General features: G+C 70.9%; 21 protein-coding genes. 4 read left to right on the top strand and 17 right to left on the bottom strand.

The annotated features are described in order from the left end of the window. Window positions 1-3: 3 nt before the first annotated feature. Together ABDW61_RS01895 and ABDW61_RS01900 are read right to left on the bottom strand one after the other, a co-directional pair. Window positions 4-906 carry an N-acetylmuramic acid 6-phosphate etherase gene (locus ABDW61_RS01895; RefSeq protein ID WP_343635641.1) on the bottom strand — a complete coding sequence of 301 codons (903 nt, stop codon included), beginning with the start codon at window positions 904-906 and terminating at the stop codon, window positions 4-6. A 169-nt stretch (window positions 907-1075) separates the two neighbouring features. Beyond that, window positions 1076-2491 (bottom strand): hypothetical protein, encoded by a 1416-nt coding sequence (locus ABDW61_RS01900; RefSeq protein WP_343635643.1) that lies wholly within the window; start codon window positions 2489-2491, stop codon window positions 1076-1078. A 142-nt stretch (window positions 2492-2633) separates the two neighbouring features. On the opposite strand from ABDW61_RS01900, the gene ABDW61_RS01905 reads away from it, so the two are divergent. The 4 genes from ABDW61_RS01905 (at window position 2634) to ABDW61_RS01920 (ending at window position 8191) form a co-directional block, all read left to right on the top strand. After that, window positions 2634-3767 carry a phospholipase A gene (locus ABDW61_RS01905; protein WP_343635644.1) on the top strand — a complete coding sequence of 378 codons (1134 nt, stop codon included), beginning with the start codon at window positions 2634-2636 and terminating at the stop codon, window positions 3765-3767. 199 nt (window positions 3768-3966) lie between these two features. Beyond that, complete coding sequence (locus tag ABDW61_RS01910; RefSeq protein WP_343635646.1) at window positions 3967-4233, top strand: hypothetical protein; 267 nt, start codon at window positions 3967-3969, stop codon at window positions 4231-4233. 183 nt (window positions 4234-4416) lie between these two features. After that, the gene (locus tag ABDW61_RS01915) at window positions 4417-5781 is read left to right on the top strand and encodes an MATE family efflux transporter (protein ID WP_343635648.1); all 1365 of its coding nucleotides are present in this window, start codon (window positions 4417-4419) and stop codon (window positions 5779-5781) included. Window positions 5782-6016: 235 nt separating this feature from the next. After that, entirely contained in the window at window positions 6017-8191 is a 2175-nt protein-coding gene (locus tag ABDW61_RS01920; protein ID WP_343635650.1) for a S8 family serine peptidase, read from the top strand. A 51-nt stretch (window positions 8192-8242) separates the two neighbouring features. Here ABDW61_RS01920 and pssA read toward each other — a convergent pair whose 3' ends face one another. From pssA to ABDW61_RS01995, 15 genes are all read right to left on the bottom strand, one after another. After that, window positions 8243-8860: a CDP-diacylglycerol--serine O-phosphatidyltransferase gene (pssA, locus tag ABDW61_RS01925; protein WP_343635652.1), complete on the bottom strand. Its 618-nt coding sequence runs from the start codon at window positions 8858-8860 to the stop codon at window positions 8243-8245. Between the two features lie 122 nt (window positions 8861-8982). Continuing rightward, a complete protein-coding gene (locus tag ABDW61_RS01930; protein WP_343635654.1) occupies window positions 8983-10095 on the bottom strand; it encodes a nucleotidyltransferase family protein in 1113 nt (370 codons plus the stop codon). Next, window positions 10092-11042: an HprK-related kinase A gene (locus ABDW61_RS01935; protein WP_343635656.1), complete on the bottom strand. Its 951-nt coding sequence runs from the start codon at window positions 11040-11042 to the stop codon at window positions 10092-10094. Before ABDW61_RS01935 ends, ABDW61_RS01930 begins: the two co-directional genes overlap by 4 nt. Further along, window positions 11039-11356, bottom strand: coding sequence for an HPr-rel-A system PqqD family peptide chaperone (locus ABDW61_RS01940; protein WP_343635658.1), 318 nt, complete (start codon window positions 11354-11356; stop codon window positions 11039-11041). The genes ABDW61_RS01935 and ABDW61_RS01940 overlap by 4 nt, the downstream gene beginning before the upstream one ends. Further along, a complete protein-coding gene (locus tag ABDW61_RS01945; protein WP_343635660.1) occupies window positions 11356-12033 on the bottom strand; it encodes a hypothetical protein in 678 nt (225 codons plus the stop codon). Before ABDW61_RS01945 ends, ABDW61_RS01940 begins: the two co-directional genes overlap by 1 nt. 295 nt (window positions 12034-12328) lie before the next feature. Next, window positions 12329-14257 (bottom strand): ABC transporter ATP-binding protein, encoded by a 1929-nt coding sequence (locus ABDW61_RS01950; RefSeq protein WP_343635662.1) that lies wholly within the window; start codon window positions 14255-14257, stop codon window positions 12329-12331. Window positions 14258-14410: 153 nt separating this feature from the next. Then, the gene (locus tag ABDW61_RS01955) at window positions 14411-16123 is read right to left on the bottom strand and encodes an alkaline phosphatase family protein (protein WP_343635664.1); all 1713 of its coding nucleotides are present in this window, start codon (window positions 16121-16123) and stop codon (window positions 14411-14413) included. A 285-nt stretch (window positions 16124-16408) separates the two neighbouring features. After that, on the bottom strand, window positions 16409-17659 hold the full coding sequence (glcF, locus tag ABDW61_RS01960) for a glycolate oxidase subunit GlcF (protein ID WP_343635666.1): 1251 nt from the start codon (window positions 17657-17659) through the stop codon (window positions 16409-16411). Window positions 17660-17699: 40 nt separating this feature from the next. Next, a complete protein-coding gene (glcE, locus tag ABDW61_RS01965) occupies window positions 17700-18875 on the bottom strand; it encodes a glycolate oxidase subunit GlcE (protein WP_343635668.1) in 1176 nt (391 codons plus the stop codon). Next, window positions 18875-20401, bottom strand: coding sequence for an FAD-linked oxidase C-terminal domain-containing protein (locus ABDW61_RS01970; protein ID WP_343635670.1), 1527 nt, complete (start codon window positions 20399-20401; stop codon window positions 18875-18877). Before ABDW61_RS01970 ends, glcE begins: the two co-directional genes overlap by 1 nt. 113 nt (window positions 20402-20514) lie before the next feature. Next, on the bottom strand, window positions 20515-21441 hold the full coding sequence (locus ABDW61_RS01975; protein WP_343635672.1) for a hypothetical protein: 927 nt from the start codon (window positions 21439-21441) through the stop codon (window positions 20515-20517). After that, window positions 21441-22580: an FIST C-terminal domain-containing protein gene (locus ABDW61_RS01980; protein ID WP_343635674.1), complete on the bottom strand. Its 1140-nt coding sequence runs from the start codon at window positions 22578-22580 to the stop codon at window positions 21441-21443. The genes ABDW61_RS01975 and ABDW61_RS01980 overlap by 1 nt, the downstream gene beginning before the upstream one ends. A 31-nt stretch (window positions 22581-22611) precedes the next feature. Beyond that, window positions 22612-23424 (bottom strand): PhaM family polyhydroxyalkanoate granule multifunctional regulatory protein, encoded by an 813-nt coding sequence (locus tag ABDW61_RS01985; RefSeq protein WP_343635676.1) that lies wholly within the window; start codon window positions 23422-23424, stop codon window positions 22612-22614. 71 nt (window positions 23425-23495) lie between these two features. Then, window positions 23496-24167, bottom strand: coding sequence for a MarC family protein (locus ABDW61_RS01990; RefSeq protein ID WP_343635678.1), 672 nt, complete (start codon window positions 24165-24167; stop codon window positions 23496-23498). Window positions 24168-24243: 76 nt separating this feature from the next. Continuing rightward, entirely contained in the window at window positions 24244-25272 is a 1029-nt protein-coding gene (locus ABDW61_RS01995; protein WP_343635680.1) for a TraB/GumN family protein, read from the bottom strand. Between the last annotated feature and the right edge of the window lie 57 nt (window positions 25273-25329).

Below are 25329 nucleotides of genomic sequence, written 5' to 3' on the forward strand. Positions count from 1 at the left end.
AGATCAGCGATCGGCGAGCGCGCGCCGCACGCTGCCCGCATGGCGCGCCAGCAACGCCTGCGCGCCCTCGGCGTCGAGCTGGCGCAGCAGCATCACCACCGCGATCTTCACGCTGAAGCCGCTGCGGCCCAGCGCCTCGCGCGCGGCGGCTTCGTCGGCGCCGGCGGCCCGCATCGTCAGCGCCACCGCGCGGCGCACCAGCTTCGCGTTGGTCGCCTTCATGTCGACCATCAGATTGCCGTGGACCTTGTGCAGCCGCACCATCAGCGCACTCGAAAAACTGTTCAACGCGATCTTCTGCGCCGTGCCCGCCTTCAGCCGCGTGCTTCCGGAAATCACCTCGGCACCGGTGTCCAGCAGGATGGGATGCGCACTCGCGGCCAGCACCGCGGCACCCGGGTTGTTGGCCAGCGCGATCGTCAGGCAACCCGACGCCCGGCCCGCCGCCAGCGCGCCCAGCACATAGGGCGTCTGGCCAGAGGCCGCGATGCCGATCAGCACGTCGTCGCGCGTGGGGCGGAGCGCCTCGATGTCGCAGCGGCCCTGCGCCTCGTCATCCTCCGCGCCCTCGACGGCAACGAACATCGCGCCCTCGCCACCCGCCAGCACCGCCACGGCACGCTCGCGCGGCCACGAGAAGGTCGGCACCAGCTCGACACTGTCCAGTACACCCAACCGGCCGGAAGTGCCCGCGCCCGCATACAGCAGGCGACCACCCGCCACGATACGCGGCAAGGCCGCCTCCACCGCGGCCGCCAACGCCGGCGCCACCGCGCGAACCGCCTCCACCGCGACCCGCTGGTCATCGATGAAAACCTCCATCAGACGGACACTGTCGTACAAATCCAGATCCGGGTGATGCTCGCTCGGGGATTCGGTGTTCAGAGACTGCGGAGAATCAGGCATGGTGCGGCCTACTCTAGTGGCCGCGACGAAGCACTGCCAATGAAACGGCGCGGGAACGCCATAACTGGGGGTGATCGCATGGGCTCTGGCAAGGACTGCCACCTCCAGCGCGCAGGCCCGACCAGGGCATGAGGCCTCGCGTCCGCGAACCTCACGCCCTGTTCGAGCCTCACCGGCGGCCAGGCGTGCGGGCCTCGGCTTCGAGCACGGACTGGATGACCTCAGCCAAAGCGACTGGCGTGGGAGAGGCGTCGAGCTCGACCAGCACCATGTAGCCACGGTCCCGGCCCTGCGCCGTGAAGGCCTGCAGCAGTGCAATCTGGTCGCTGTGCACCAGCACGCCCTCCGGCGACCAGTACTCCATCGCCACCAGGCAACCGTCCGACGGCGTGCCCGGATAGAAACGGCTGCCCGCGTAGTAACGCGGGTCGATCGTGCTGCCGTGCATCAACATCTCGTCACGGCCGGCACGGCCCGCCAGCCACGCCTCCTGCAGCGGCGCGTAATCCCGCCACGAGACCGGCAGCAGCGCGCGGTAACGGTCCAGCGTCCAGGCCGGCTCGTCAGCACCCGCCGCGCGCTGCTCGTATTCGGCGACGCTCGCCTCGCCCGGCACTTTCGTGTGCAGATACGGCGTCGGCCCGATCCAGATGTTGGTCGCGGCCCGGCCCGCCCCCTGGATCGTGAACAGCCCCTGCGGCGTGTTGCCCAGCGTGATCGTGCCAGGCAGGCCACTGCTCGAGAGCGCCAACTGCTCGACGTTGAAGAGGCCGCCGTCGGCGCGACGCACGAAACGGCCATCAGCCTGCCGCACCAGCGCCAGCCCCATCTGCTGACGGCCAGGACGCTGGAAGCTGAAGATCACCGGATAACCGGGACGGATCGCCAGCAGATCCGCCAGCGGCGGCCGCGCCGGCTGCGGCACGCCCTGCGCCGCGCTCACCGCCATCGCGAGCGCCTGCAGCCGCGGCTCGTCGCGGTCGCGCTGCGCGAGCTGCGACTGGATCAGCGCCAGATCGGCCGGCTGGCGCGACTGCATCAACGCATAGGCGGCGATGGCGAACTCGCGCGGCGTGGCGAGCTGCGGCAGCAGCGGGCGCAGCAGCGGCGCGGCGTCGAAGGCATAGAGCGTGTAGGCCGCGGTCAGCAGCGGCCGCTGGATGTCCACCGGTTGGGCGCCAAGCCCCGGCAGCGCGGCGAGCAGCGCCGGTCGGGCGCTGTCGATCTCCGTCCGGTAATGGGCGACCAGACGCAGCGCCTGAGCGAGCTCGCGCAGGGCCGCGGCGTCCTGCGGAGCGGCCAGCGCCTGCGCCGAGGCGGCGCGGATGCGCGCCCGGTCGATGTCGAGCCGCTCCTGCGCCTGCGCGGCGCTGCCGACCGTCGAGCGGAACTGCTCCGGCCTCAAGGCCTGCAGCGCGGCCGGGCTGAACGGACCGGCGGGCGTCGACGCCGGCGCCGGCGCGGGTTTGGGCAGTTGAGCGCAGGCCGCGAGCAGCAACGGCGCGGTGAGCGCCATCCAGCGGGGCCAGGGCTTGCCCGCCAGAGAGAGGGCCGGGGCGAGGCGTGGAAGCGAGAGCGGCAGCATGGCGAGCGATTCTAGGGATCGCGTGCGGCAAGTCTTCCCGACACGGGGGGCTGGCAGCCGGGCACGCTGATTGCACAGCCGTCCGACCGAAGGAGGGTGTGTGCGGAAGTTGTGGATCCGGGAACTGCGTCATCGATTCGCGATGACCATGACCTTGCTGACGGCCTTGCTGGCGGCGCTGATCGCGGCGATGCCGGCCGACGCGTCGGCCCAGGCCGAGTCACGCGCGCAGGACTGCGCCGCGATCGCCGACAACACGGCGCGGCTGGCCTGCTACGACCGGCTGCATGGCCGCGCGCCGGACATCGCGCCGGACATCGCGCCGCCGTCGGTCGCCGCGCAGGCGCCGGTGCAGCCGGTGCCCGCGGCGCTGCCGGTGGCGGCGGCGGCCAGCATGCCGGGCCAGGATCCCTGCTCGCGCCTGCCCGAGGCGTCCGGCGGCGCGCGCAATTTCCTGGGCTCGACGATGTCGGAGCGCTGGGAGCTGTCCTGCCGCGACCAGCTGCCGCGCTTCCTGCCGCGGCCGTACAAGCCCGTCTATCTGCTGCCGGTGTCATGGACCTCGCGGAGCAACCGCTCGCCGGCGCGATCGTCGGAGACGCCCGACAACGGGCTGGTCGACGCGCTCGATCTCGACAAGAACGAGGCCAAGTTCCAGATCAGCCTGAAGTCGAAGATCTGGTCCCTGGACGACCATGGCTCGCTGTCGGTATGGGGCGCGTACACGCAAAGCTCGCGCTGGCAGGTCTACAACGGCCGGGTGTCGCGGCCGTTTCGCGAGACCAACTACGAGCCCGAGCTGATCGTGACGCACGGCAGCGACGTGACCCTGCCCTTCGGGTGGAAGGCGAGCCTGGTGGGCCTGAGCTTCAATCACCAGTCCAATGGCCGGGCCGCGCCGCTGTCGCGCAGCTGGAACCGGCTGATTGGCGAACTGAGCCTGGAACGCGGCGAGACCACCGTCAGCCTGCGCCCCTGGTGGCGGATCCTGAACACCGGCAACGACGACAACCCGCATATCCAGGACTATGTCGGCCGCGGCGAGCTGCTGGTGACGCAGAAACTGGGGCGCCACGTGCTGGCGCTGACGGCGCGGCACAGCCTGCGCTTCGGCGATCGCTCGCGCGGCTCGGCGCAGCTGGAGTGGGCCTTCCCGATCGGCGGCGGCCTGCATGGCTATCTGCAGCTGTTCAGCGGCTATGGCGAAAGCCTGATCGACTACAACTTCCGCGAATCGCGCGTGGGGCTGGGCGTGTCGGTCGTGGAGTGGCGGTGAGGCGGTGAGGCGGTGAGGCCATGCGGCCGTGAGCGCTCGCCGCGCCGGATGGACCGCCGTCCATCCGTCACGGCGATCCGGACTTCCGTCACGGGACTTGACCGCTGCGGCTTCAACGCCGGCCGATTCGATGAATATGGCGCACCTGACGCGGGACGGCCCCATCGCCAGCCGGGGGCGGCTCGACTAGGCTGCGCGCATGTCCGCTTTCATCGATACCTGCGTGATCTGGGTGGTGGGATACCGCCTGGACGGGCGCGACCGCCAGTGGGTTCGCGCGCTGCCGCCCTGCGCGCAGGCGCAGGTGCGCGCGCTGCTGCTCGAGGAGCTCGACGAGCTCTACGGCGAGCGCGCCGAACTGGTCTCGCTGCGCGCCGCCGCCGATTCGGAGCGCGGCGCCTTCCTCGCGGGCGGCCTGCCGATGTGTCCGGTCGCCGCGTCCGGCGGCGAAACCCCGCGCCCCTGAGCGCCGCGCCCGAAGCCTGAGCTGCCGCGCCGCGGTGGCGGCGAAACCACAGACGCGGACGTCTTCGCCCGCCGGTCCCGGTTTCATCGCGGTTACGTCCCCCGGCGCGAAAGCGCCACGAGAGAATCCCGCGCTCATGTCCACCGTTGTCATCGGTGGGCCGCGACCTCCCGCCGCCGCACCATGTCGTCCCCTCCTTCGCTGCCGACGCCGTCCCCACGCCTGTTCTCGCTGGCCTGGCCCCTGTTCCTGGAGCTCTGCCTGGGCATCGCCGTCGGCGTGATCGGGACGATGCTGGCGGCGCGGATCTCCGATCCGGCCGGCGCCGCGTTCGCGCTGGCGAATCAGCTGGCGGCGACGCTCTTCATCCTGTTCCGCATCATCGGCGCGGGCATCAGCGTGGTGATCACGCAGGCACTTGGCGGCGGCCGGCGCGCGGTGGCCGACGCGACCGCGCGCGCCGCACTGGGCGCCAGCAGTTGGCTGGGCGGCATCACCGCGCTGATGGCGCTGCTCTTCGCCGGTCCGCTGCTGCGGCTGATGAATGCGCCGGCCGAGGTGCTGCCCCTGTCGCAGCCCTTCCTGATGGCGCTGGCGCCGGCCCTGATGCTCGACGCCTGGAATGCCTCCATGGCCAGCGTGATGCGGGCCCACCTGCGCAGCCGCGACACGCTGATGGTGCTGGTGGCCATGCAGGTGGCGCAGCTGCTGCTGTCGCTGACGCTGATGCCGCGCCTTGGGTTGCCGGGCTTCGCGCTGGCGCTGGCGATGAGCCGGGCCTTCGGTCTGGGACTGCACCTGTGGCTGTGGCGCGCCCGGCTCGACCTGCGTCCGAGGGTCTCGGACTGGTGGCGGCTGCCGCGCTCGGAACTGGCGGCGGTGCTGCACATCGGGCTGCCCGGCGCGGCGGAGAACATCGCGTACCGGCTCGCCTACATGGTGAGCGTGGCGGTGGCGGGGCACCTGGGCGCGTCGGCGCTGGCGGCGCACAGCTACACCTCGCAGCTGATGTACTTCGTGCTGCTGCCCGGGCTGGCGACTGGCTTCGCGGCGGAGATCGTCGTCGGCCACCTCATCGGCGCCGGTCAACTCCACGAGGCCCACCGGCTGGTGCGCCGGGCGCTGGCGCGCGGGCTCGCGATCAGCGTGGCGGTGGCCGGCGCGGCGGCCCTCGCGGCGCCGTGGCTGCTGACGATGTTCACGCGCGACCAGACCATCCTCGCGAGCGCCGCCGTGCTGATGTGGATCACGGTGATCCTGGAGCCGGGACGGACCTTCAACCTGGTCGTCATCAACGCGCTGCGCGCGGCCGGCGATGCCAAGTACCCGGTGATGGTGGGCGCGGGCTCGATGCTGGTGGTGCTGGCCGGCGGCAGCTGGCTGCTCGGCGAGGTGCTGGGCCTGGGCCTCGTCGGCCTGTGGATCGCCTATGCCGCCGACGAGTGGATCCGCGGCCTGCTGATGTGGCGCCGCTGGGCGCGCCTGGGCTGGGTGCCGCAGGCGCGGGCGGTGCATCGGCGCCTGCGCCTGGCGGCACGGGGACACTGAGCTCACGCGGCGTCCACGTTCGCCTTGTCGGGCGATTTGACAGTTCCGCGCATCCGCTTCGGCGGCCACCGAAAAACTTCAATCCCTATCAGCACTTGCCGATCTGGCCCGAGGCTTGCTCGCTTCGTCTGGCCGCACGCGCGCAGACGCGCCGGCAGCGAGCAGGGGGTGACGAGTAGCTCCGCGGCGGCGTGCCCGCATGGCCGTCATGCCTGGCGGAGAGGAGGGGACTGCCATGCCTGTGCTTGCCTCGCTCATCCTTGCCGCCGCGACGGCTTCTCCCGGCTCCCCCGCTTCGGCGCCGCCGTGCTCGCCGGCGCTGCCGTCGCAGTTGCGCTCGGACCAGGCGCCCACGCAGGCGCTGGACCGCTACACCGACCTGAACCCCGCCGTCCGGGACGCACTCGCGCGCCGCATCGCGCAACTGCGCGTGGACGATCTGGTGATGCTCGGACGCGATGGCGTGCACGGTCAGTACCGCTATGAGGACGACATCCGCCACGCGTTGATCGGTGGTCAGCTTTGTGACCGCCTCGACCTGTCGTCGTGGAAACCGGCCGCGGAGGCCAGTGCTCTTGTGTTCTGCGAAGGTGACACCTGCGTCGCGATGACCGTCGAGGGACGCATGCTCGCGCGCCTGGCGCGGCGCAAGCCCGACGCCTTCGATGCGCTCGCGCAGGCCCTGCGCATCCGGCCCGGCGGACCGCAGTCGGAAATCATGCTGCCGCCCCCCGCCGCCGGCACCGCCAATGGCTGGGCGCGCCAGCGCCTGCTGATTCAGACCCGCGCAGGCCTGGATGACAAGGCGCTCGCGAAGATCCTCGCTCCGCATGGCGGGAAGGCGCGCCGGCTCGGGCGCACGCAACTGGCCGTCGTGGACCTGCCGGCCAATGCCTCCGAGACCGCCGTCGCGATGCTGCTCGCGCGCCATCCGCAGCTCAAGTCGGCCGAGCTCGACATGCGTGTCTCGCCCGCGATGTCGCCCAACGATCCCTACATGGGCAGCGAGTGGCACCTCGCGCGCATCAACGCGCCGCAGGCCTGGGACACCGCGCAGGGCGCGGGCATCAAGATCGCGATCCTGGATACCGGCGTCGACGGCACGCATCCCGACCTCGCGGGGCACCTCGTCGCGGGTTGGAACTTCTATGACGGCAATGCCGATACCAGCGACGTCAACGGCCATGGCACCGCGGTGGCGGGCGCCGCGGCGGCCGCGCTGAACAATGGCGTCGGCGTCGCCTCCGTCGCCGGGCAGGCGCAGCTGATGCCGGTGCGCATCGCCGATCCCAACGCCTATGCCTACTGGAGCACCGTGGCGCAGGGCCTGAGCTGGGCCGCCGATCAGGGCGCCCGCGTGGCCAACATCAGCTACAGCGGCGTCGCGGGCAGCAGCACCGTGCACAGCGCCGCCGACTACATGCGCAGCAAGGGCGGACTGGTGGTCGTGGCGGCCGGCAACAACGGCATCGACGAAGGCATCACCCCGACGGCCAGCATGATCCCGGTCTCCGCCACCGACGAGACAGACAACAAGACCAGCTGGTCCAGCTATGGCAGCTTCGTCGCGCTGTCCGCGCCCGGCCAGAACATCTGGACCACGCAGCGCGGCGGCAGCTATGGGGCCTGGTGGGGCACCTCGCTGGCGAGCCCCGTCGTCGCGGGCGCCGTCGCGCTGCTGATGTCGGCGCGGCCGTCGCTGAGCATCAGCGCGATCCAGAACGCGTTGTTCACGACGGCGGTCGACCTCGGCGCCGCGGGGCGCGATCCGTACTACGGTTGGGGCCGCTTGAACGCGGGCGCGGCCATGCAGGCGGTGCTGGCCACACCGGCGCCCGACACGCAGGCGCCCGCCGTGGCGGTCAATGCGCCGCTGGCCAGCGCGATCGTCAGCGGGCTGGTCGCCTTCGACGTGTCCGCGAACGACAACGTGGGCGTGACCCGCGTGGACCTGCGCGTCAACGGCAACGTGGTGGCGTCCGATACCTCGCCGCCCTATGGCTTCAGCTGGGATTCGACCCGCATGGGCAACGGGCCGGTGACAATCTCCGCCACGGCCGTCGACGCCGCCGGCAACAGCGGAACCAGCGCGTCCGTGACGCTGAACGTGTCCAACGCGGTGCTGGCCGATACCGAGGCGCCGGTGATCGCCATCACGCGTCCCGCCACCAACACCCGGGTCACCGGCAACAACGTGACGATCACCACCAGCGCCAGCGACAACGCCGGCACGGCCGGGCTGCAGCAGACGATCTACATCGATGGCGCGGTGGTGGCCTCGGGCACCGGGGCAAGCCTGAGCTACACGTGGAACCTCAAGAAGGCGTCCAACGGCGCGCATACCATCCAGGCGGTCGCGCGCGATGCGGCCGGCAACGTGTCGACCGCGACGAGCGCCGTCACCAAGTGAGCAGGCGCCGGGCGGCGGCGCGGCCCGCCGTCCCGGTGGCCGGAGCGTGGGTCAGAGCTTGGGAATGCGGATCCGGCTGATCATCAGCGAGCCCGAGATCGCGAACAGCAGCACCAGCGGATGCAGCGTGAAGCCGCCCAGCTTGACGCTGCCGAACCAGAGCGCCTCGCCGATCGCGCCTTGCCAGGCCGCGATCCACAGCACGATGACCAGCAGCAGCGAGGTCGGAATCGGCGTGCCCTCGAAGTAGGCGACCTTGTCGCTGCCGCCGGAGAAGGACTCGGCGGTGATGTTGTAGCGGGCCAGGCGCGAGACGCCGCAGGCGACGAAGAAGCCCAGCACGATGCGGTCCCACAGGCCCTGCATGCCGCAGCCGTAGGCGATGACCGCCGGCGCGACGCCGAACGAGATCACGTCGGCCAGCGAGTCCAGCTCGCGCCCCATCGCGGAGCTCTTCTGGCGCCACCGCGCGATGCGGCCGTCCAGCACGTCGAAGACCAGCGCGGCGGGGATCAGGGCGCAGGCGTAATAGAGGTGCAGCGTCAGCCCGGTCTGCAGGAAGGTCATCACGGAAAACAGCGCGCCGACGCCGCAGAAGGCGTTGCCCAGGGTGAACCAGTCCGCCAGATGGAACTCGCGGATCATGGAGAAAGGCTTGGGTCGGTTCATGGGGAGCGAGCATAAGCGAAGGCTCCTGGCTCTGCGGCAATGGCCGCGCCCGCCCCGCCGGGTCCACTGCGTTGTCCCCCTGCGTTGTTCCCCTCTGCCCCTTCAGGAGGAGAGGGCGTCCATCAGGGGGTGTCGACCTTCGGAACTTCGGGGGTGGCCGTCATCCGTGTCCACGCCTTGCGCAAGAGATGCCGCGCCAGCAGCCCGAATGGCATCCGCAGCCAATGGGAGCGCACATAGAGCGCCGCTTCCGCGAGCTCATGCCCCGGCAGCCGGCAGCTGTCGTGCGCTGGCCGGAGCGCGCGCCGGTAACACGCATCCAGCAGCCGCAACGCGAGCGTGCCCGGCGGCGGTCCGAGTTCCTCCAGCAGCGCGTCCGGCCACGGCGTATCCAGCAGCATCCGCGTGTACCTCAGCGCCAGCCACAGCGGACGCGTCAGACCGATGCGCCGCGCCCGCGCCGTCAATCTCGGCCAGAAGCCGTCGATCGCACCGAACTCGCGCAGCAGCGCGTCCAGATCGAACAGGTCCCGCAGCCCGTTGGGCAACTCACCCTCATGGAACAGATGCGCGGCGCTGTGCAGGAGCATGTCCTCGGGCGGCAGCTCGAACACGCCCGGAAATCCCGGCAAGGCCCGCGGCGCATCGAACAGCGCCCGGCTGTCCAGCGGCGTGCGCGCCGTCGGCGGCAGCAACGCATGGTGCAGATCCAGCGAGGTGCCGCGCCGCTTGTGATGCAGCGGCGGCAGTTCATGCATCCAGTCGCGGTAGTAGCGCTGGTCGTAGGCGTCCAGCCCCTCGTCGAAGTCCCACCCATGGACCAGCAGCGTGGTCTCGCAGCGCGGCAGCTGTTCGAGGGGGATCAGCAGATCGATGTCGCTGAACATCCGGCCCGGCGCCGGCGCGTGGCCGCCGAGCACATAGGCCGCGCCCTTGAGCAGGATCAGCGGCCCGGGCAGCTCGGCCAGCGTCCGGCGCAGCAGGTCGACCTCCCGGCGCAGCATCTGTGCCTGCCGCCGCGACAGCAGCAGCGCCGCACGCAGATGCGGACGCACCGGCTCGGGCAGGCTGTCGAGCCAGCCGCCGCGTTCCATCTGCTCGGCCAGCTTGCCGGCGAGGTTGGAACGCCGCGCCTGGCGCAGCAGCAAGTCCCAGTCGGTCAGGCTCAGGCCAACGGCCACCGCGGGCTGCAGCAGCACCCGGACCAGCAGCGGGCGGCGGCGCTCGGCGCTCATCGCGCGTGCTCCGGCAAGGGATCCGGCGCCGAAGCGGGGGCGGCCTCGGCGAGCCGGTCGAAATGGGTCAGCGCCTCGTCAAGGCGGCTGTACTCGAAGCGGTAGCAGCCGCAGCTCCCGACGAGCCGGCCCAGCGCCTGGAACCCGGCCTGGCCGTGCACGTCGTAGTTGAACGACTGCTCCGCGAGCCCCATGAAGGCCTGGGCGCGCTCGATCGGCATCAGCGCGGCGGGCGACTCGGCGCGCCAGGCCGGCAGCACGACCCAGGCCGGACGCGCCGGCGTCAGGCGCGCCTGGATCGACGCCCGCGGCGCGCGCACCAGCGCGACGGTGCCCTTCGAGGTGTTCGGCATCGAGGCGCTGAAGACCGCCTCCGGCGCGAAGGCCCGGATCAGCGGGATCGAGGCGTTCTTGAGATTGATCGGCCGCGCCATGCCGTGCACCAGGCCGGTCGTCATGTCGAGCAGGCCGAGTTCGTCGGACAGCAGCCGCCAGCCGCGATGCGCCAGCGCGGCGCACAGTGTGCTCTTGCCCGAGCCGGGAGGCGCCGGCATCAGCAGTGCGCGGCCGCCGCGCTCGAGCACGGCCGCATGGATCAGCAGGTATTGATGGGCGTGAGCGGCGATGCACCAGTTGATGCCCCACTCGAGCATCGTCAACGCCTGCGCGGCTGGCAGCGGGGTGAACGAGCGCTGGCCGTCGAACCAGAACTCGGCGCGGCCCTGCAGCCGGCTCAGCCAGTGCGAACTGCGCAGCACGGCGACGTGGAAGTCGACGAAGTCGTTCTCGCCGGCGAGTTCGAAGTCGTGATACATCGCCGCGACGTCGGCCGCCAGATGCGGAATGTCGGACCGCACGCGCACGGTGAACGGCGAGAGCCTGAGCGTCAGGCCGCCGCCTCGCATCCGGGCCCGCAGCCCCTCGATGCCGATGTCCTGCAGCTTCAAGCGCTGGGCTCCTGCGCCGGGTCCTCGCTCAACAGGTGGATCTCGGCCAGCCGGCGCAGGTGCAGGTCGAGGATCTCGGACAGCGCCTCGGGCGAGGGCGGCTCGTCCCAGTCGACCTCGCGTGCGAGCCGTTGCGTCAGCTGATCGCGATCAAGCGGACCATCGGCCAGCCATTCGGCCAGTTGCGCACCGAGCGCGGCGATCAGGTGGGTGTCCCCGCTCTCGGGGTCGAAATAGACAGCGTGCTGTTCGCCTTCCCAGGCGAGCAGCACGTCATTCAGCGATTGCCTGCAGTGCCAGGCCGGTCCAGCCATCAGACGGACACGAGCCAGTTGCCGTACAGGTAGTTCCGGAAGTCGGTCGCCGTCCAGGCTGCGCCGGTCGAGTTGGCCGGCTTGAAGACGTCGGGGCCTTGCGACGCCATTTGCACCAGCATGTCCTGGCCCGTCGACGACACGACGCATTGCGCGACGTTGTTGCCGGCGAACAGCGTGTTCAGCCGGGCCACCAGCATCATCGTGCCGTAGCCGCCCGGATCATTCTTCAGCAGATCGGACACCTTGGCCGTGCTGCTGACGGTCTTCAAGCCGCCCGGATACACCTTGGCCACCGTCAGGCTGTTGCGCGCATAGGCCAGGCTCTTGCCCGCGTACCAGGTGTTGATGACCAGGGTCCACGGCGCGGTGCCACCGCGCACCGACGAGCGTCCGGAGTTGTTGTTCCAGTTGGTGATGGTCCAGCACTCGGTGTTGTTGATCACCGCCTGGTCAGCGCGGGCCTGCACGCTGGCGCCGCCATTGCGCAGAACCGCCGAACCCCAGGCCGAGGTCGTGTTGCAGTGCCAGGCCATCGCCGGACGGCTGGCCAGCGTCAGACCGACCGGCACCACGCCCGCCTGGATGAAGCGGCGGCGGCGCTGCGAGACGACGGATCCAGCGGCGGGCGCCAGCGTGGCCGAAGACTGCGGGGTGGTGTCGCTGCTGTGGTCCATATGCTCAGCTTTCGTGGTGCACGCGCCCCGGAAAGGGCGGACGCTCAAGCGGATCGGCGCTCCCGTCCGACCTGCCAGCGCAGTGTTTCATACAAGCCCTCACCCGGATACCCCGCCGAACCCCTTGAACGGGTGGCGTGCGGTGTCCGCCATTCGACGGATAAGTCAGCGCCGGCTTACGATGAAGCCGTTGATCCATCTCGCTCAGAACGGGCATGACCGTCGGCCGGTGCGTCGCGCTGAGCCGAACGCGCCATGCCCGCAGCCCCTGTTCCGGCGACAGCGCCGGACCGCGTCAGTCCAGCTCGTCGTGCACCACGTCACGGTCGTCGCTGGCCAGCTGGCCGCCTCCGCCGCTGCGATGTGGCGCCGGCGCGCCGCCGGGCGCCTCGTCCAGATCCTCCTCGACCAGGAAACCACCGCTCTGGTGCGCCCACAGCTTCGCGTACAGGCCACCCTGCGCCAGTAGCGAGGCATGGTCGCCCTGCTCGACGATGCGGCCCTGGTCCATCACGATCAGCCGGTCCATCGCCGCGATGGTCGACAGCCGGTGCGCGATCGCCACCACCGTCTTGCCCTCCATCAGCCGGTACAGGCTGCGCTGGATCGCGGCCTCCACCTCGGAGTCCAGCGCGCTGGTCGCCTCGTCGAGCAGCAGGATGGGCGCGTCCTTCAGCATCACGCGGGCGATGGCGATGCGCTGGCGCTGCCCGCCGGACAGCTTCACGCCGCGCTCGCCCACGTGGGCGTCGTAGCCCTGACGCCCCTTCGGGTCGGTCAGACCTTCGATGAAGTCCTGCGCCTCCGCACGCTCGGCTGCGGCCCGCATCTCGGCCTCGGTCGCGTCGGGGCGGCCGTACATCAGGTTGTCCCGCACCGAGCGATGCAGCAGCGAGGTGTCCTGCGTGACCATCCCCACCTGGCGTCTCAGGCTGTCCTGCGTCACCGTCGCGATGTCCTGGCCGTCGATGAGCACGCGGCCCTTGTCGATGTCATAGAAGCGCAGCAGCAGATTCACCAGCGTCGATTTGCCGGCGCCCGAGCGCCCGACCACGCCGATCTTCTCGCCGGGCCGGATCGTCAGCGTCAGGTCGTGCAGCACCGTCTTGCGGCCGCCGTAGCTGAAGTCGACATGCTCGAAGCGCACTTCGCCGCGAGTGACGTCCAGCGCCGTCGCGCCGGCGGCGTCCTGGATCGCGATCGGGCGCGACAGCGTCGTGATGCCGTCCTGCACGGTGCCGATGTTCTCGAACAGGCTGGCCATCTCCCACATGATCCAGTGCGAGATGCCATTGAGCCGCAGCGCCATCGCGGTGGCCGCGGCGACCGCGCCGATGCCGACCTGCCCCTGCGTCCACAGCCATACCGTCATGCCCGCGGTGGCGGCGATCAGGCCCATCGACAGCGCGTGGTTGACGATCTCGAAGGCGCTGATCAGCCGCATCTGGCGGTAGGCCGTTCCCAGGAAGTCCTGCATCGCGCCGCGCGCGAAGCCGGCCTCGCGGTTCGAATGCGAGAACAGCTTGACGGTGCTGATGTTGGTGTAGGCGTCGGTGACGCGGCCGGTCATCAGGCTGCGCGCATCGGCCTGCGCGGCGGCGGCCTTGCCCAGCCGCGGCACGAAGACGACCAGCGCGACCAGGTAGCAGGCCAGCCAGCCCAGGAACGGGATCAGCAGCGTCGTGTCGAAGCTGCCGACGACGCCCAGCATCGTCACGAAGTAGATCGTGATGAAGACCAGGATGTCGGTGACGATCAGCCAGCACTCGCGCACCGCCAGCGCGGTCTGCATCAGCTTGGCCGAGACGCGGCCGGCGAACTCGTCCTGATAGAAGCTCATGCTCTGCGCGAGCAGGTGCCGGTGGAAGTTCCAGCGCAGCCGCATCGGGAAGTTGCTGGACAGGCCCTGATATTTGCTCATCGCCTGCAGGGCGATCAGCAGCGGGCTGGCCAGCAGGATGCCGCCCAGCAGCAGCAACTTGTCCTGCTGCGTCGACCACCACTGGGATGGCGGCACCTGGCTGAGCCAGTCCACGACCGAGCCCAGCATCGAGAACAGCAGCGCCTCGAAGGCGCCGATGGCGGCCGTCAGGACGACCAGCACCAGCACCAGCTTGCGCATGCCGTGAGAGCCGGCCCACACGAACGCGAAGAAGCCCTTGGGCGGCTGCGGGGCCGGGCTTTGCGGAAAAGGGTCGACGAGTTTTTCGAACCAGCCAAACACGGCGGTCTCCCTGTCATTTCTGCGAGACCGGCCAGCCTACCGCAGCCATTTGTCAGGCGCATCCCACCACCGCTTCGGTGGCGGGTGGATGCGCTGAACGGGGGGATTCGCCGTACGGCTGGCTGACGCCGTCCCCCTTTGGGCCTGCTTGCCTTATTGCGCTGGCAGCGGCAGCAGCTTGCCTTGCGCCTGGCGGGGCGCCGGGATGTGCAGGATCGCGCTCAGCGTCGGCGCGAGGTCGACCATCTCGACACGCTGCTCGATGCGGCCCTGGCCGACCCAGCCCGGGCCCCAGGTCAGCAGCGGCACGTGGGTGTCGGCTTCGTAGGGGCTGCCATGGGTGGTGCCGGTCATGCGGGAGCTGAACATCCAGCCCGGCTTGGGCACGACCTGCAGCGGCGCGGCGATGCCGGGATACCAGGACTTGCGCATCTGCTCGAGGTAGGGAGTGGCGGTGTCGGTGCCCGCGAGCTGGGCGCGTGTGAACGCGGCCTGCACGCCATCGACCTGCTCGACCAGCGCCTTCGCGGCGGCGTAGACGTCGTCGGCCTGGAGGCCCTTGGCCCGGATGGCCGCCTCGTCGAAGATCAGTCCGGTGCCCGACAGGCCGACCACCCAGCGGCCCTCCCCGAACTGCTTCGCCAGCCCGGCGTTGACGAAGGTCACCGCCTGCGCGGGATTGATCCGGCCAGCGTCGCGGCCTTGCGACTTCGCCCATTCAGGGGTGTCGGTGAAACCGTGGTCGGCGGTCAGCACGGCGATGTAGTTGTCAGGCCCGACCTTGGCGTCGAGGTACTTGAACCAGGCCTGCAGCGAGGCGTCCAGATGCAGGAAGTGGTCGTGCGACAGGCGCGACTCCGGGCCGAAGGCGTGGTTGATGTAGTCGTGGCTGGACAAGCTCACCGACAGGATGTCGGTCTGGTCGTCGGTGCCGAGCTGCTCGCCCTCGATCGCGGCGCGGGCGAAGTCCAGCGTCAGTTCATCGCCGAACGGCGAGGGCAGGATGTTGCCGTAGAAGCGCGGTCCGGGGCCGTCCATGCCGGCGCCGAGCACGGCCGGGAGCCTGTTGCCGTTGCCGCTGTTGGCCTGCCAGGGCTGGCCGTCCGGCGCGCTGCGGGCGTAGGCGGCCTCGGGCAGCATCGGCGCCCAGGTCTTGCCGAAGAACCGGTCGGCCGGCTTGGCCGCGTTGAAGGCGTCGACCCAGGCCGGATGCTTGTCCATGTAATAGGTGGACGACGCGAACTGGCCGGTCCCGCTCATGAACATGTAGGCGGTGCCCTTGTGGCCGGCCGGCAGGATCGCGCCGCGGTCCTTGCCGGAGATGCCGATCACCTTGGACCCCGGCCGGAGGGTGCGCAGCACGTCGCCCACCGTTTCGACCTTGTAGTTCCTGGGGCTGGTGCCGGCCAGCGGCTCGGTCTTGTTGCCGATGTACTGGTAGCGCGGATCGGCGGTGTTGTACTCCGGCTCGCCGGTCACCGGATCGCGCCACTCGTTGCCGATGATGCCGCTGCGCTGCGGATAGGCGCCGCTCAGCATGATCGAGTGGCCGGCGGCGGTGACCGTGTAGCCGTGGCCGTAGTAGGCGTTGGCAAACCAGGCGCCGCGGTCGAGGAAGCGCTTGAAGCCGTCCGGCTGCAACTGGTCGCGGTAGCCCAGCACCTGCCGGATCGGCAGGCCGTCGATCACCATGAAGACCACCAGTCTCGGCGGATTCTTCGCCGCGAGGGGGCCGGGACTTGCCTGGGCGGAGGCGGTGGGCGCCGCGGCCGGCGTGGAAGCAGGGGCGGAAGGGGGAGCGGAACTGCAGGCGGCCAGCGCGGCCAGGACGGGGGCCAGCAGCCAGGTGCGACGGGTCAGGGTCATGGCGGATCGGGCTTCGGGCGAAGCCGAATGAAGGAAGTGTGACAGTGGAGTATCCGTGGCCGCCAAGCCGCTCGGGACGGAAAAAAGGCCGGTCACCACACGGTGACCGGCCTCTTTCGCTTTCTGGTTGGATCGCTTGACGCGCTCCCCTCCTGTTATTGAGCGCGATTGTGCGGGCCGCAGGCAATGCGCATGCCCGGGTTTGCCCTTGGCGGTGCGCGGACAGTGAGAACTCCTCCTCAAGTGGGAGATGTTTTCGAGGAGAGTGATGCGCCGATGCGACGCTCAGGCCCCCAGCGCCTCGTCGAGGACCTCGATCCAGTGGCGTACCGGCGTGCCGGTGCCCGATTGCAGGTGCTGGATGCAGCCGATGTTGGCGGAGACGATCGTGTCCGCGGCGAGCGGACCCAGCGCCTGGAGCTTGCGATCCCGCAACTGCTTGGACAGCACGGGTTGCAGCACGGAATACGTGCCGGCGGAGCCGCAGCACAGGTGGCTTTCGGCAGGCGCGACGTCAATCTCGAACCCGAGTTCGCGCATGAGCCCTTCGACGCCACCGCGCAGCTGCTGGCCGTGCTGCAGCGTGCAGGGCGGGTGGTAGGCGAGCTTGGGCCGCGGTCCGGACGCGGTCTGCCCAAGGCGCGAGCGCAGCGTCCCGGCCAGCGCCGGGAGGAACTCGCTCAGGTCGCGGGTCAGCGCGGAAACCCGGGCGGCCTTGTCGGCGTAGTCCGGATCGTGGGCCAGCAGGCGGCCGTAGTCCTTGACCTGGACCCCGCAGCCGGACGCGTTCATGACGAGGGCCTCGACCTCGCCGCCATGGCCGTCGACCATCGGCCACCAGGCGTCGATGTTGCGCCGGGCGTCGTCGAGCCCGCCATGATGGTCGTTCAAGTGGGCGCGGATCGCGCCGCAGCAACCGGCTTCATCGGCGACCAGCGTCTGCACGCCGGCGGCGTCCAGGACCCGGGCGGTGGCCGCGTTGATGTTGGGCATCATGGCCGGCTGCACGCAGCCGAGCAGCATCAGCACCTTGCGCGGATGCTCGCGCCGCGGCCACTGGAACGCGCGGGCGTCCGGGCGTGGCGGGACCTTGTCCTTCAGCGCGGCGGGGACCAGCGGCCGCATCGCCTGGCCCAGCCGCAGCGCCGGCGTGAACAGGGGCGAGGTCAGCCCCTCCTTGAGCAGCCAGCGCTTGAGGCGCTCCTCGCGCGGGCGTTCGACCTTGGCCTCGACGACCTGGCGGCCGATCTCCACGAGCTGGCCGTACTGGACGCCGGACGGACAGGTGCTTTCGCAGTTGCGGCAGGTCAGGCAGCGGTCCAGGTGCTGCTGGGTCGCGGCGGTTGGCGGCGCGCCTTCGAGCACCTGCTTGATCAGATAGATCCGTCCGCGCGGGCTATCGAGCTCGTCACCCAGCAGCTGGTAGGTCGGGCAGGTCGCCGTGCAGAAGCCGCAATGGACGCAGCGGCGCAGGATCGCCTCCGCGGCGCTGCCTTCCGGGGTGCCTTGGAACTCGGGAGCCAGGTGGGTTTGCATTGTGCGGGCGGGGGGCTGGCGGGTGACGTCGTCGACCGGGTCAGAGATCCGGATAGAGCCGGCCGGGATTGAAGATCCCCGCCGGATCGAACTGGCGCTTGAGCTCGCGGTGGATCCGCGTCAGCTGCGGCCCCAGCGGCGAGAACGCCCCGGCCGATTTGTCGTTCGCATAGAACAGCGTCGCATGGCCGCCGGCCGCGGCGACGACCTCCCGCAGCTGCGCTGGCGCCATCGGCGTCACGACCCAGCGCTGCGCGCCGCCCCATTCGACCAGTTGTTCGCCGTGCAGCGTCATCGCCGGCGAGGTCGCCGGGACCGCGATGCGCCACAGCGCCGCGCCCCCTTGCACCGCCCGCCGGGCGCCGAGGAAGAACTCGTCGCTCTGGTCGCGCAGGCCTTGCCAGAACGGCGCCGCCATCGCCTCGGGAATCACGTCGCCGCCCAGACGCCGCTTCGCGGCCGCCACCGCCGCCGCGGCGCCCGACAGCCGCACCACCAGCGCGCCATCCCACCAGGCCGTGGCGGAAATCGGCAGCGGCTGCCCGCCCCAGCGGTTCATCCGCACGAGCGCCTCGTCCAGGCCGGACTCGAAGCGCAAGGTCGCGGTGGCCGCCGGGAGCGGCAGCACCTTCAGCGTCACCTGCGCGATGAAACCCAGCACGCCCAGCGCGCCCGCCATCAGCCGCGATACGTCGTAGCCGGCCACGTTCTTCATCACCGTGCCGCCGAAATGCAGCAGTTCGCCATCGCCATTGAGCATCGACATGCCCAGCACGTGGTCGCGCACCGCGCCCGCCGTCGCGCGCGCCGGCCCGGAGAGCCCGGTCGCCACCATGCCGCCGATCGTCCCCGTCCCGCCCGAGGCCGCGCCGACAAAGCGCGGCGGCTCGAACGCCAGGTGTTGCCCATGCCCGGCCAGCAGCGCCTCGACCTCCGCCAGCGGCGTGCCCGCCAGCGCGGTGAGATAGAGCTCGCTCGGTTCATAGGCCAGCACGCCGCTCAGTCCCGCCGTGGACAGCACCGGCAATGGCCCTTCGGCGCCCGGCGGCGTCAGCGGTCCGCCATAGAAGTCCTTGCTGCCATGGCCGGCAATGCGCAGCGGCCCGCCTTGCCGGATCCGGTCCTGGATCGCCCGCAATGCCGCGGTCTGCCCGGCGTCGAGCGCCGGCGCCGCCGTCACCGCCGCGTGTCCGAAATCCCCTGCTCGCACCGTCATCAGAATCGCTCCAGATCAGGGAAGGGCAGCGCCCCCCGCTTCACATGCATGCGGCCGTACTCGGCGCATCGCTGCAGCGTCGGAATCACCTTCCCGGGGTTCAGCAGCCCCTGCGGGTCGAAGGCCCGCTTCAAGGCCAGCATCTGTTCGCGCTCCTCCGGCGAGAACTGCACGCACATGCTGTTGAGTTTCTCCACCCCGACACCGTGCTCCCCCGTCACCGTGCCGCCCATCGCGACGCTGGTCTCCAGGATGTCCGCGCCGAAGCGCTCGCAGCGGTGCAGCTGGTCAGGGTCATTGGCGTCGAACAGGATCAGCGGATGCAGGTTGCCGTCGCCGGCATGGAAGACGTTGGCGCAGCGCAGCGCGTACTTCTTCTCCATCTCCTGGATCGCCAGCAGGATGTCGGCGAGCCGCTTGCGCGGGATGGTCGAATCCATGCACATGTAGTCCGGACTGATCCGCCCCGAGGCCGGGAACGCGTTCTTGCGCCCGCTCCAGAAGCGCAGCCGCTGGGCTTCGGTCTCGCTGACCTCCAGCCGCGTCGCGCCGCTGGCGCGCAGCACCTCGCTCATGCGGCCGATCTCCTCCTCGACCTCCTCCGGCGTGCCGTCGCTCTCGCACAGCAGGATGGCCTCGGCCTCGAGGTCGTAGCCGGCATGGACGAAGTCCTCGACCGCCGCCGTCATCGGCTTGTCCATCATCTCCAGCCCGGCCGGGATGATGCCGGCCGCGATGATCGCGGCCACCGCGTCGCCGGCGCGGCGCAGGTCGTCGAAGCTGGCCATGATGCAGCGCGCCAGCTGCGGCTTGGGCGTCAGCTTGACGACGACCTCGGTCACCACCGCCAGCATGCCCTCGCTGCCGATCACGACGCTCAGCAGGTCGAGCCCGGCCGCGTCGAGCGCTTCGGAGCCGAATTCCACCGGCTCTCCGTCGACGGTGAAACCGCGCACCTTCAGCACGTTGTGCAGCGTCAGGCCGTACTTCAGGCAGTGCACGCCGCCGGAGTTCTCGGCGACGTTGCCGCCGATCGTGCAGGCGATCTGGCTGCTCGGATCGGGCGCGTAGTAGAGGCCGTGCGCGGCGGCCGCTTCGGAAATCGCCAGGTTGCGCACGCCGCACTGGACCCGCGCGGTGCGCGCCAGCGGGTCGATGGACACGATCCGGTTGAACTTGGCCAGCGCCAGCGTCAGCCCTTCCGCATGCGGCATCGCGCCGCCTGACAGGCCGGTGCCAGCGCCGCGCGCCACGACCGGCATGCCCAGTCCATGACAGGCCTTGAGCACGCCGGCCACCTGGGCCTCGGTCTCGGGCAGCGCGACGGCCAGCGGGCGTTCGCGATAGGCGGTGAGGCCGTCGCATTCATAGGAGCGGGTCTGCTCGTCCTGCCACAGCAGCGCGTGCGGCGGCAGCACCGACCCGAGCGCCTGGACCAGCGCCGCGCGGCGTGCGGCGCGGAAGGCCGACAGCGCCGCCGCCTGGTCGCCGGGCGGCGGGTGGGTCGAAGGGAGGACGGCGGTCATGGCGTCGAACTGTAGCCCCGCGCGTTGACTCCAACCTGAACCCGGGCCTGAACTCGGGCCTGAACCCGGGCGGCGTCGGCGCGGGAGGCGCGGCGGCGGCGCGGGGCGGCCATTCAGCGCGAGCCGGGAAGCGGCCACCACAGGGCCTTGCGATCCAGCGGCGTGGCCGGAGGCAGCAGCGGATTGCGCAGCCGCAGCACGCGGCGCTGGTCGATGCGGTGGCGCCTGACCAGATCGCCGAAGAGCTGCCGGGACAGGCGCTCGAACGTGCCGTCCACGACCAGCGCCTCCATGCCGCGGGCCAGGTCCGCCGCCAGCCGCGGCCGCCCGGGACGCACGAACATGTAGAGCGCGGCCGGGTAGTACAGCAGCAGGTGGGGATCGATGACCAGGTCCTGGTCGGCAAAGCTGGCGAGTTCGGCGTCGATCTCGAAGATCGAGCGTGGGAAGTAGTCGAAGCGGCCTTGCGACAGCATCTGGAACAGGCCCTGGTAATGCGTGCTGACCTGCACCGGCAGGCCGTTGGCGCGCAGCACGGCGGTGTCGGGCCAGTCGTGCATCTGGCCGGCGATCAGCGTCGCCAGGCCGCGCAGGTCGCGCACCGCGCCCAGCCGGTCACGCTCGGCGGCCCGCATCAGGCACAGCCGCCAGCCGATCAGCCCGCGGTCCAGCGGGACCCGGACCGGCAGCAGCGTCTGCTCGCGCTGCGGGTCGGTCATGGTCCAGAACACGTCGATGCCGGGCTCGTTGCTCGCCATCTCCAGCAGCGCGCGGCTCTGCACCATCTCCGATTGCGTCTGGATCAGCGCGTAGCGCGTGCCGCTGCGCTGCAGCGCCGCGTGCAGCAGGCTGATGAAGTAGTCCACCTGCTTGTCCTGCTGCGGCAAGTGGCGCGGGAAGACGACGGTGGCGGGCTCGGGCGCCAGGCCGGGCGATGGCGCGGAAGCGGCCGGCTGGCGGGCCGCCCGCGCCGCGCCCGGCAGCGACACGCCGAGCGTGGCGGCCGCGGCCGCGTGCAGCAGGTCGCGCCGCTCCGCCATCAGGAGTCCAGGAACACGGTCAGCACGCCGGTGTAGCCATGGAGCCGGGCATGGGCGATCTCGCCATTGGCGAAGAAGCCGGCCAGCGGGACCTCGCCCAGCGCGTGCTGCACCCATTGCAGTTCGGCCGACGGCGCGCCGAAGTGCGGCCCGCCGCGTCCGATGCAGCTGAAGTACAGCGCGCCGGCCATGCGGGCGCCGCGTTCCTCGGCCTCGGCGCGGATCTCGGTGCAGATGCGCACCAGATCGCGCCGCGCCGCGTCGGGATGACGCTCGCAGAAGCTCAATAGTTCGCCTTCGCGCACCTGCTCCGCGACGGCGACGCCGCGCCGCGCCGGATCCAGACCCACGAGATGGCGCACGCGCACCTCGGGGCCGTACTCGCGCCGGGCGCCTGGCTCGTCATTCAGGCCGGCCAGCGTGCGCCGGAACAGCGGCATCGCCTGACGCAGCGCGCCGGACTCGCCGGTGTAGGCGGGCAGCTTCAGGTCCTCCAGCAGCGCATCGAGCGCCGGCTGGCCGTCGAGCCCGGTGACCAGCGGTCCGTCGCAGGCGGTGACGCGGCGCTCGCGGCCCAGCGGCTGGCAGCCCTGGCTGACGCGTGAGATCCAGCGCACCTGCGGACCGAGCGCCAGGCCCGACAGGCCGCCCTCGAACACGCCGTCGGCGATCTGGACGGCATCGCCGCCGCCGCTGACCAGGCCGCCGAAGAGATAGCCGCTGCTGCAACGCTGGGACAGCTCGCCGATGAGCTCCTGCAGGTCGGGCGCGGCGCCGTCGGCGTGCAGCAGCAGGCTGCGGGCGTCGCCATCGGCGGGCAGCGGCTGGCGGCCGGAGAACACCCGCCACTGCTCGCGCGGCAGGTCGGACAGCATGACGACCAGGGCCGGTTCGTCGAAGTACTCGACGCCGCTGGCGCTGACCGCGAGCGCCGAGGCGCCGACCCAGCCGCAGCCGGGCCATCGCAACCGGACCTCGTCCAGCAGCGCCTGGGCCTGCGCCGCGTAGGGATGGGTCAGGTAGAGGAAGCCCAGCGTCGGCGCCATGTCGCCGCGCTGCGCGTCCAGCTGCGCGCCGACGAGCGCCAGCGCCATGTGGGGATCGGGATGGGTGGCGTGAGCCTGGAGGAAGCGAGGCATGTACGGCCCTCGAGCGGCAACGGCGCGAGGCTCAGGAAGTCTTGCGTCTGGCGGGTGCCTTGCGGGCCGCGGCGGGTTTGGCGGCGGGCGCCGCAGGGGAGGTGGCCGCCGGTTTGGCGGCACGTGCCGTGGCCGTCTTGGCGTTGGACTTGGCGGGGGATTTGGCAGAGGACTTGGCGGTGTTCCTGGTCGAGGCCCGCGTGGCCTCCTTGGCGCCGGCCGGTGCGGCTGGGGCCGCAGGCCTCACCGCGGCCGCGGCGCTGGTCGCGGCCGAGGTGGCCGCCGCCGCGGTGCTCTGAGCGGTCTTCATCGCATTGGCCGCGACCTGCGTGAATTGCTGCGTGAGGGCGTTCCACCACTGCATCGGGTCGGCGCCGGCCGGGCTCCTGGGCGCGGCCTTGCCGGAAGCCTCGGGGGCGTCGGCCTTGGTGGCGGCCTCCGGCCCGGGTTCTGCCGCCGCGGGCGCGGGGGCCTTGACCGGTTTCGGCTCCGGCTCCGGCTCGCGGGCCGGCGCTGGCGTGGCGGCCGTCGCGGGCCGGGCGCCGGCCATCGGCGTCTTCAGCACTTCCTTGAGGTCGGCCATCGGCACGTTCATCGCATGCAGCGTGGACAGCGTCATCCGCTGCACTTCCAGGGCCTGGATCGTCGCGGCCAGCATGCGGGCGTTCTGTTCGAGCCAGAACTGCACCGTGCGCAGCTCGTCGATGCGCTTGTCGAGTTCCTGCGGGTCCAGCGTCGGCGCGACCCACTGGTTGAAGCCCGGGATGGCCGCGCCGGCGTTCTTCATCAACCCTTGCAGGAAGTCGAAGCCGGGAACGAATCTGCTGAAGTCGGTGTCCGCCATGGTGTCTCCTCGGTCGCCCGGCCGGTCCGGCGCGGCGCTGGGCTCGATCCTACGTCCGGGCGGGGACCGGTTCAGGTCGGGATGTGGTTCAGGTCGGCCCAGCCGCTCCACAGGATCTGGATGCCGATGCACAGCAGCACGAAGGCCATCAGCCGCATCATGACCAGCGTGCCGATCTCGCCCATGCGCATCAGCAGCCGGCCGCCGTTGCGGTAGACGAGATAGACCACGGCGGCGGTGAATGCCGCGCCGATCGCCGCGATGCCGGCGCCCATCACGTACGGGATCGGCGAGCGCGGGATCTGCGCGCCCAGCGCGATCGCCGCGGCGATGCAGCCGGGCCCGGTCGTCAGCGGGAAGGTGATCGGGAAGAAGCTTCTGCGGACGATCTCGCTCTCGCTGATGTCGCTGGGCGAGGCGTGCACGACGGCGGTCTGGACGTCGTCGGTCTCGTTGCGGGTCAGCATGGTCCAGGCGCTGTAGGCGACCAGCAGGCCGCCGCCCACGCGCACCACCGGCAGCGAGATGCCGAACAGGTCCAGCACATAGGTGCCCACCAGCAGCGACACCATGATCACCACCCAGCCGTTGATCGCGACCTGGCGCGACAGCCGCTTGAGGACCTTGTCGTCGCCGCCGGCCGCGCCGATGACGATGGGGGCGACGCCCACGGGATTGATGATGGGCAGCAGCGTCAGCGGCACCAGGAACAGCGATTGGAGAAAGGACGGCAGGGGGTCCAAGATGCAGGGCTCCGCGGGAGGGATCAGAGGGAAAGAGGGCGCCGAAGCGGTAGCGGCTCAGTGTGCCGCAACTCGGTCACCGCGATCCGGATCTCGGCATCAGGGTTACCTCGAAGCCACGCGCCTGGAGCAGCGCGGGCAGCGACTGCGGACCGGTCATGTGCATGGCGCCCACGGCCACGAGCAGCGACTGGCCGCGCTGATGCAGTTCGGAGATCCGGTCGGCGAGGGCCGGATTGCGGCCGTCGTTGATCCGCTGCAGCGCGGCGCGGTCGGCGGCGTCGGTCACGCAGTCGCACCAGTCCGCATAACGGTTCAGCCGCGCGAGGTCGCCGCGGTCGTAGACGCCGACCATCGCGTCCAGCGTGCGCAGCAGCGCCTTTGGACGTTCGAGCTGGCGCAGGTTCGAGTGCAGTTCATGCCGCGCGGCCTCGGGGTCGGCGGGCAGCAGCGCCTCGAGCTGGCCCTGCAGCGTCTCCAGCGCGAGCACCGGCAGGCCGCGATCGCGGGCCCACTGGCTCAGCAGGATCTCCTGGCCGTAGCGCACGTCCAGTCCCAGCGATCGGGCGCGCAGCAGCATGTAGGTGCTGGTCTGCAGCAGCGGGTGCATCGCCGCGAGCGCCTGCGGCTCCAGGCATACAGCGGCGGCCTGGGCGTCGAGCCGCTTGCGCAGCGCGGGCTCCAGCGGCAGGTCCGGCATCGGCGGCATCTTCCACGCGTCGCGGTCCAGCGGATCGAGTTCCAGCGCGACGGCGTCGACCTCGTCCAGCGCCCGCTTCAGGCGCGGTCCGGGCGCGGCCCAGGCCGGACGGCCGACATGCAGGCTGGCATAGAGGTAGGAGGTGCGGCCGTCGCGGCGCAGCGTCCACATCAGGCCGCGGTCCTTGGCCTGCGCGGCCAGCCGCGCGGCGGGCAGCGGCGCGGGCTCGGCGGGGCAGTTGGCCTTCGGCGCCGAGGCGGCCGCGGGAGGAGAGGCGGGAGGAGCGGCGGAAGCGGCTTGCGCCGCGGCGCCGAGCAGCAACGCGAGGGTCAGCGGCCGGAGCATTGCCCGGCGCGCCACATGGCGCAGTCGCGCGAGCCATCGGAAGAGAAGCGGAATCAGCATGGCCGGCACGATGCCATAGAACATGGCGGGCGCGAGGAGGCAGGAAGGAGGCGGCCG

It is taken from the genome of Roseateles sp. (assembly GCF_039595595.1).
Classification (GTDB): Bacteria; Pseudomonadota; Gammaproteobacteria; order Burkholderiales; family Burkholderiaceae_C; genus Roseateles.

Bases quoted from the DNA above. Each gene is read 5' to 3' on its own strand.
- ABDW61_RS01970 (WP_343635670.1), bottom strand. From the start codon at position 20,401: ATGACCGCCGTCCTCCCTTCGACCCACCCGCCGCCCGGCGACCAGGCG.
- glcE (WP_343635668.1), bottom strand. From the start codon at position 18,875: ATGACGGTGCGAGCAGGGGATTTCGGACACGCGGCGGTGACGGCGGCG.
- ABDW61_RS01915 (WP_343635648.1), top strand. From the start codon at position 4,417: ATGTCGTCCCCTCCTTCGCTGCCGACGCCGTCCCCACGCCTGTTCTCG.
- ABDW61_RS01920 (WP_343635650.1), top strand. From the start codon at position 6,017: ATGCCTGTGCTTGCCTCGCTCATCCTTGCCGCCGCGACGGCTTCTCCC.
- ABDW61_RS01995 (WP_343635680.1), bottom strand. From the start codon at position 25,272: ATGCTGATTCCGCTTCTCTTCCGATGGCTCGCGCGACTGCGCCATGTG.
- ABDW61_RS01905 (WP_343635644.1), top strand. From the start codon at position 2,634: ATGACCATGACCTTGCTGACGGCCTTGCTGGCGGCGCTGATCGCGGCG.
- ABDW61_RS01955 (WP_343635664.1), bottom strand. From the start codon at position 16,123: ATGACCCTGACCCGTCGCACCTGGCTGCTGGCCCCCGTCCTGGCCGCG.
- glcF (WP_343635666.1), bottom strand. From the start codon at position 17,659: ATGCAAACCCACCTGGCTCCCGAGTTCCAAGGCACCCCGGAAGGCAGC.
- ABDW61_RS01900 (WP_343635643.1), bottom strand. From the start codon at position 2,491: ATGCTGCCGCTCTCGCTTCCACGCCTCGCCCCGGCCCTCTCTCTGGCG.
- ABDW61_RS01940 (WP_343635658.1), bottom strand. From the start codon at position 11,356: ATGGCTGGACCGGCCTGGCACTGCAGGCAATCGCTGAATGACGTGCTG.
- ABDW61_RS01930 (WP_343635654.1), bottom strand. From the start codon at position 10,095: ATGAGCGCCGAGCGCCGCCGCCCGCTGCTGGTCCGGGTGCTGCTGCAG.
- ABDW61_RS01975 (WP_343635672.1), bottom strand. From the start codon at position 21,441: ATGGCGGAGCGGCGCGACCTGCTGCACGCGGCCGCGGCCGCCACGCTC.
- ABDW61_RS01945 (WP_343635660.1), bottom strand. From the start codon at position 12,033: ATGGACCACAGCAGCGACACCACCCCGCAGTCTTCGGCCACGCTGGCG.
- ABDW61_RS01895 (WP_343635641.1), bottom strand. From the start codon at position 906: ATGCCTGATTCTCCGCAGTCTCTGAACACCGAATCCCCGAGCGAGCAT.
- ABDW61_RS01910 (WP_343635646.1), top strand. From the start codon at position 3,967: ATGTCCGCTTTCATCGATACCTGCGTGATCTGGGTGGTGGGATACCGC.
- pssA (WP_343635652.1), bottom strand. From the start codon at position 8,860: ATGAACCGACCCAAGCCTTTCTCCATGATCCGCGAGTTCCATCTGGCG.
- ABDW61_RS01985 (WP_343635676.1), bottom strand. From the start codon at position 23,424: ATGGCGGACACCGACTTCAGCAGATTCGTTCCCGGCTTCGACTTCCTG.
- ABDW61_RS01980 (WP_343635674.1), bottom strand. From the start codon at position 22,580: ATGCCTCGCTTCCTCCAGGCTCACGCCACCCATCCCGATCCCCACATG.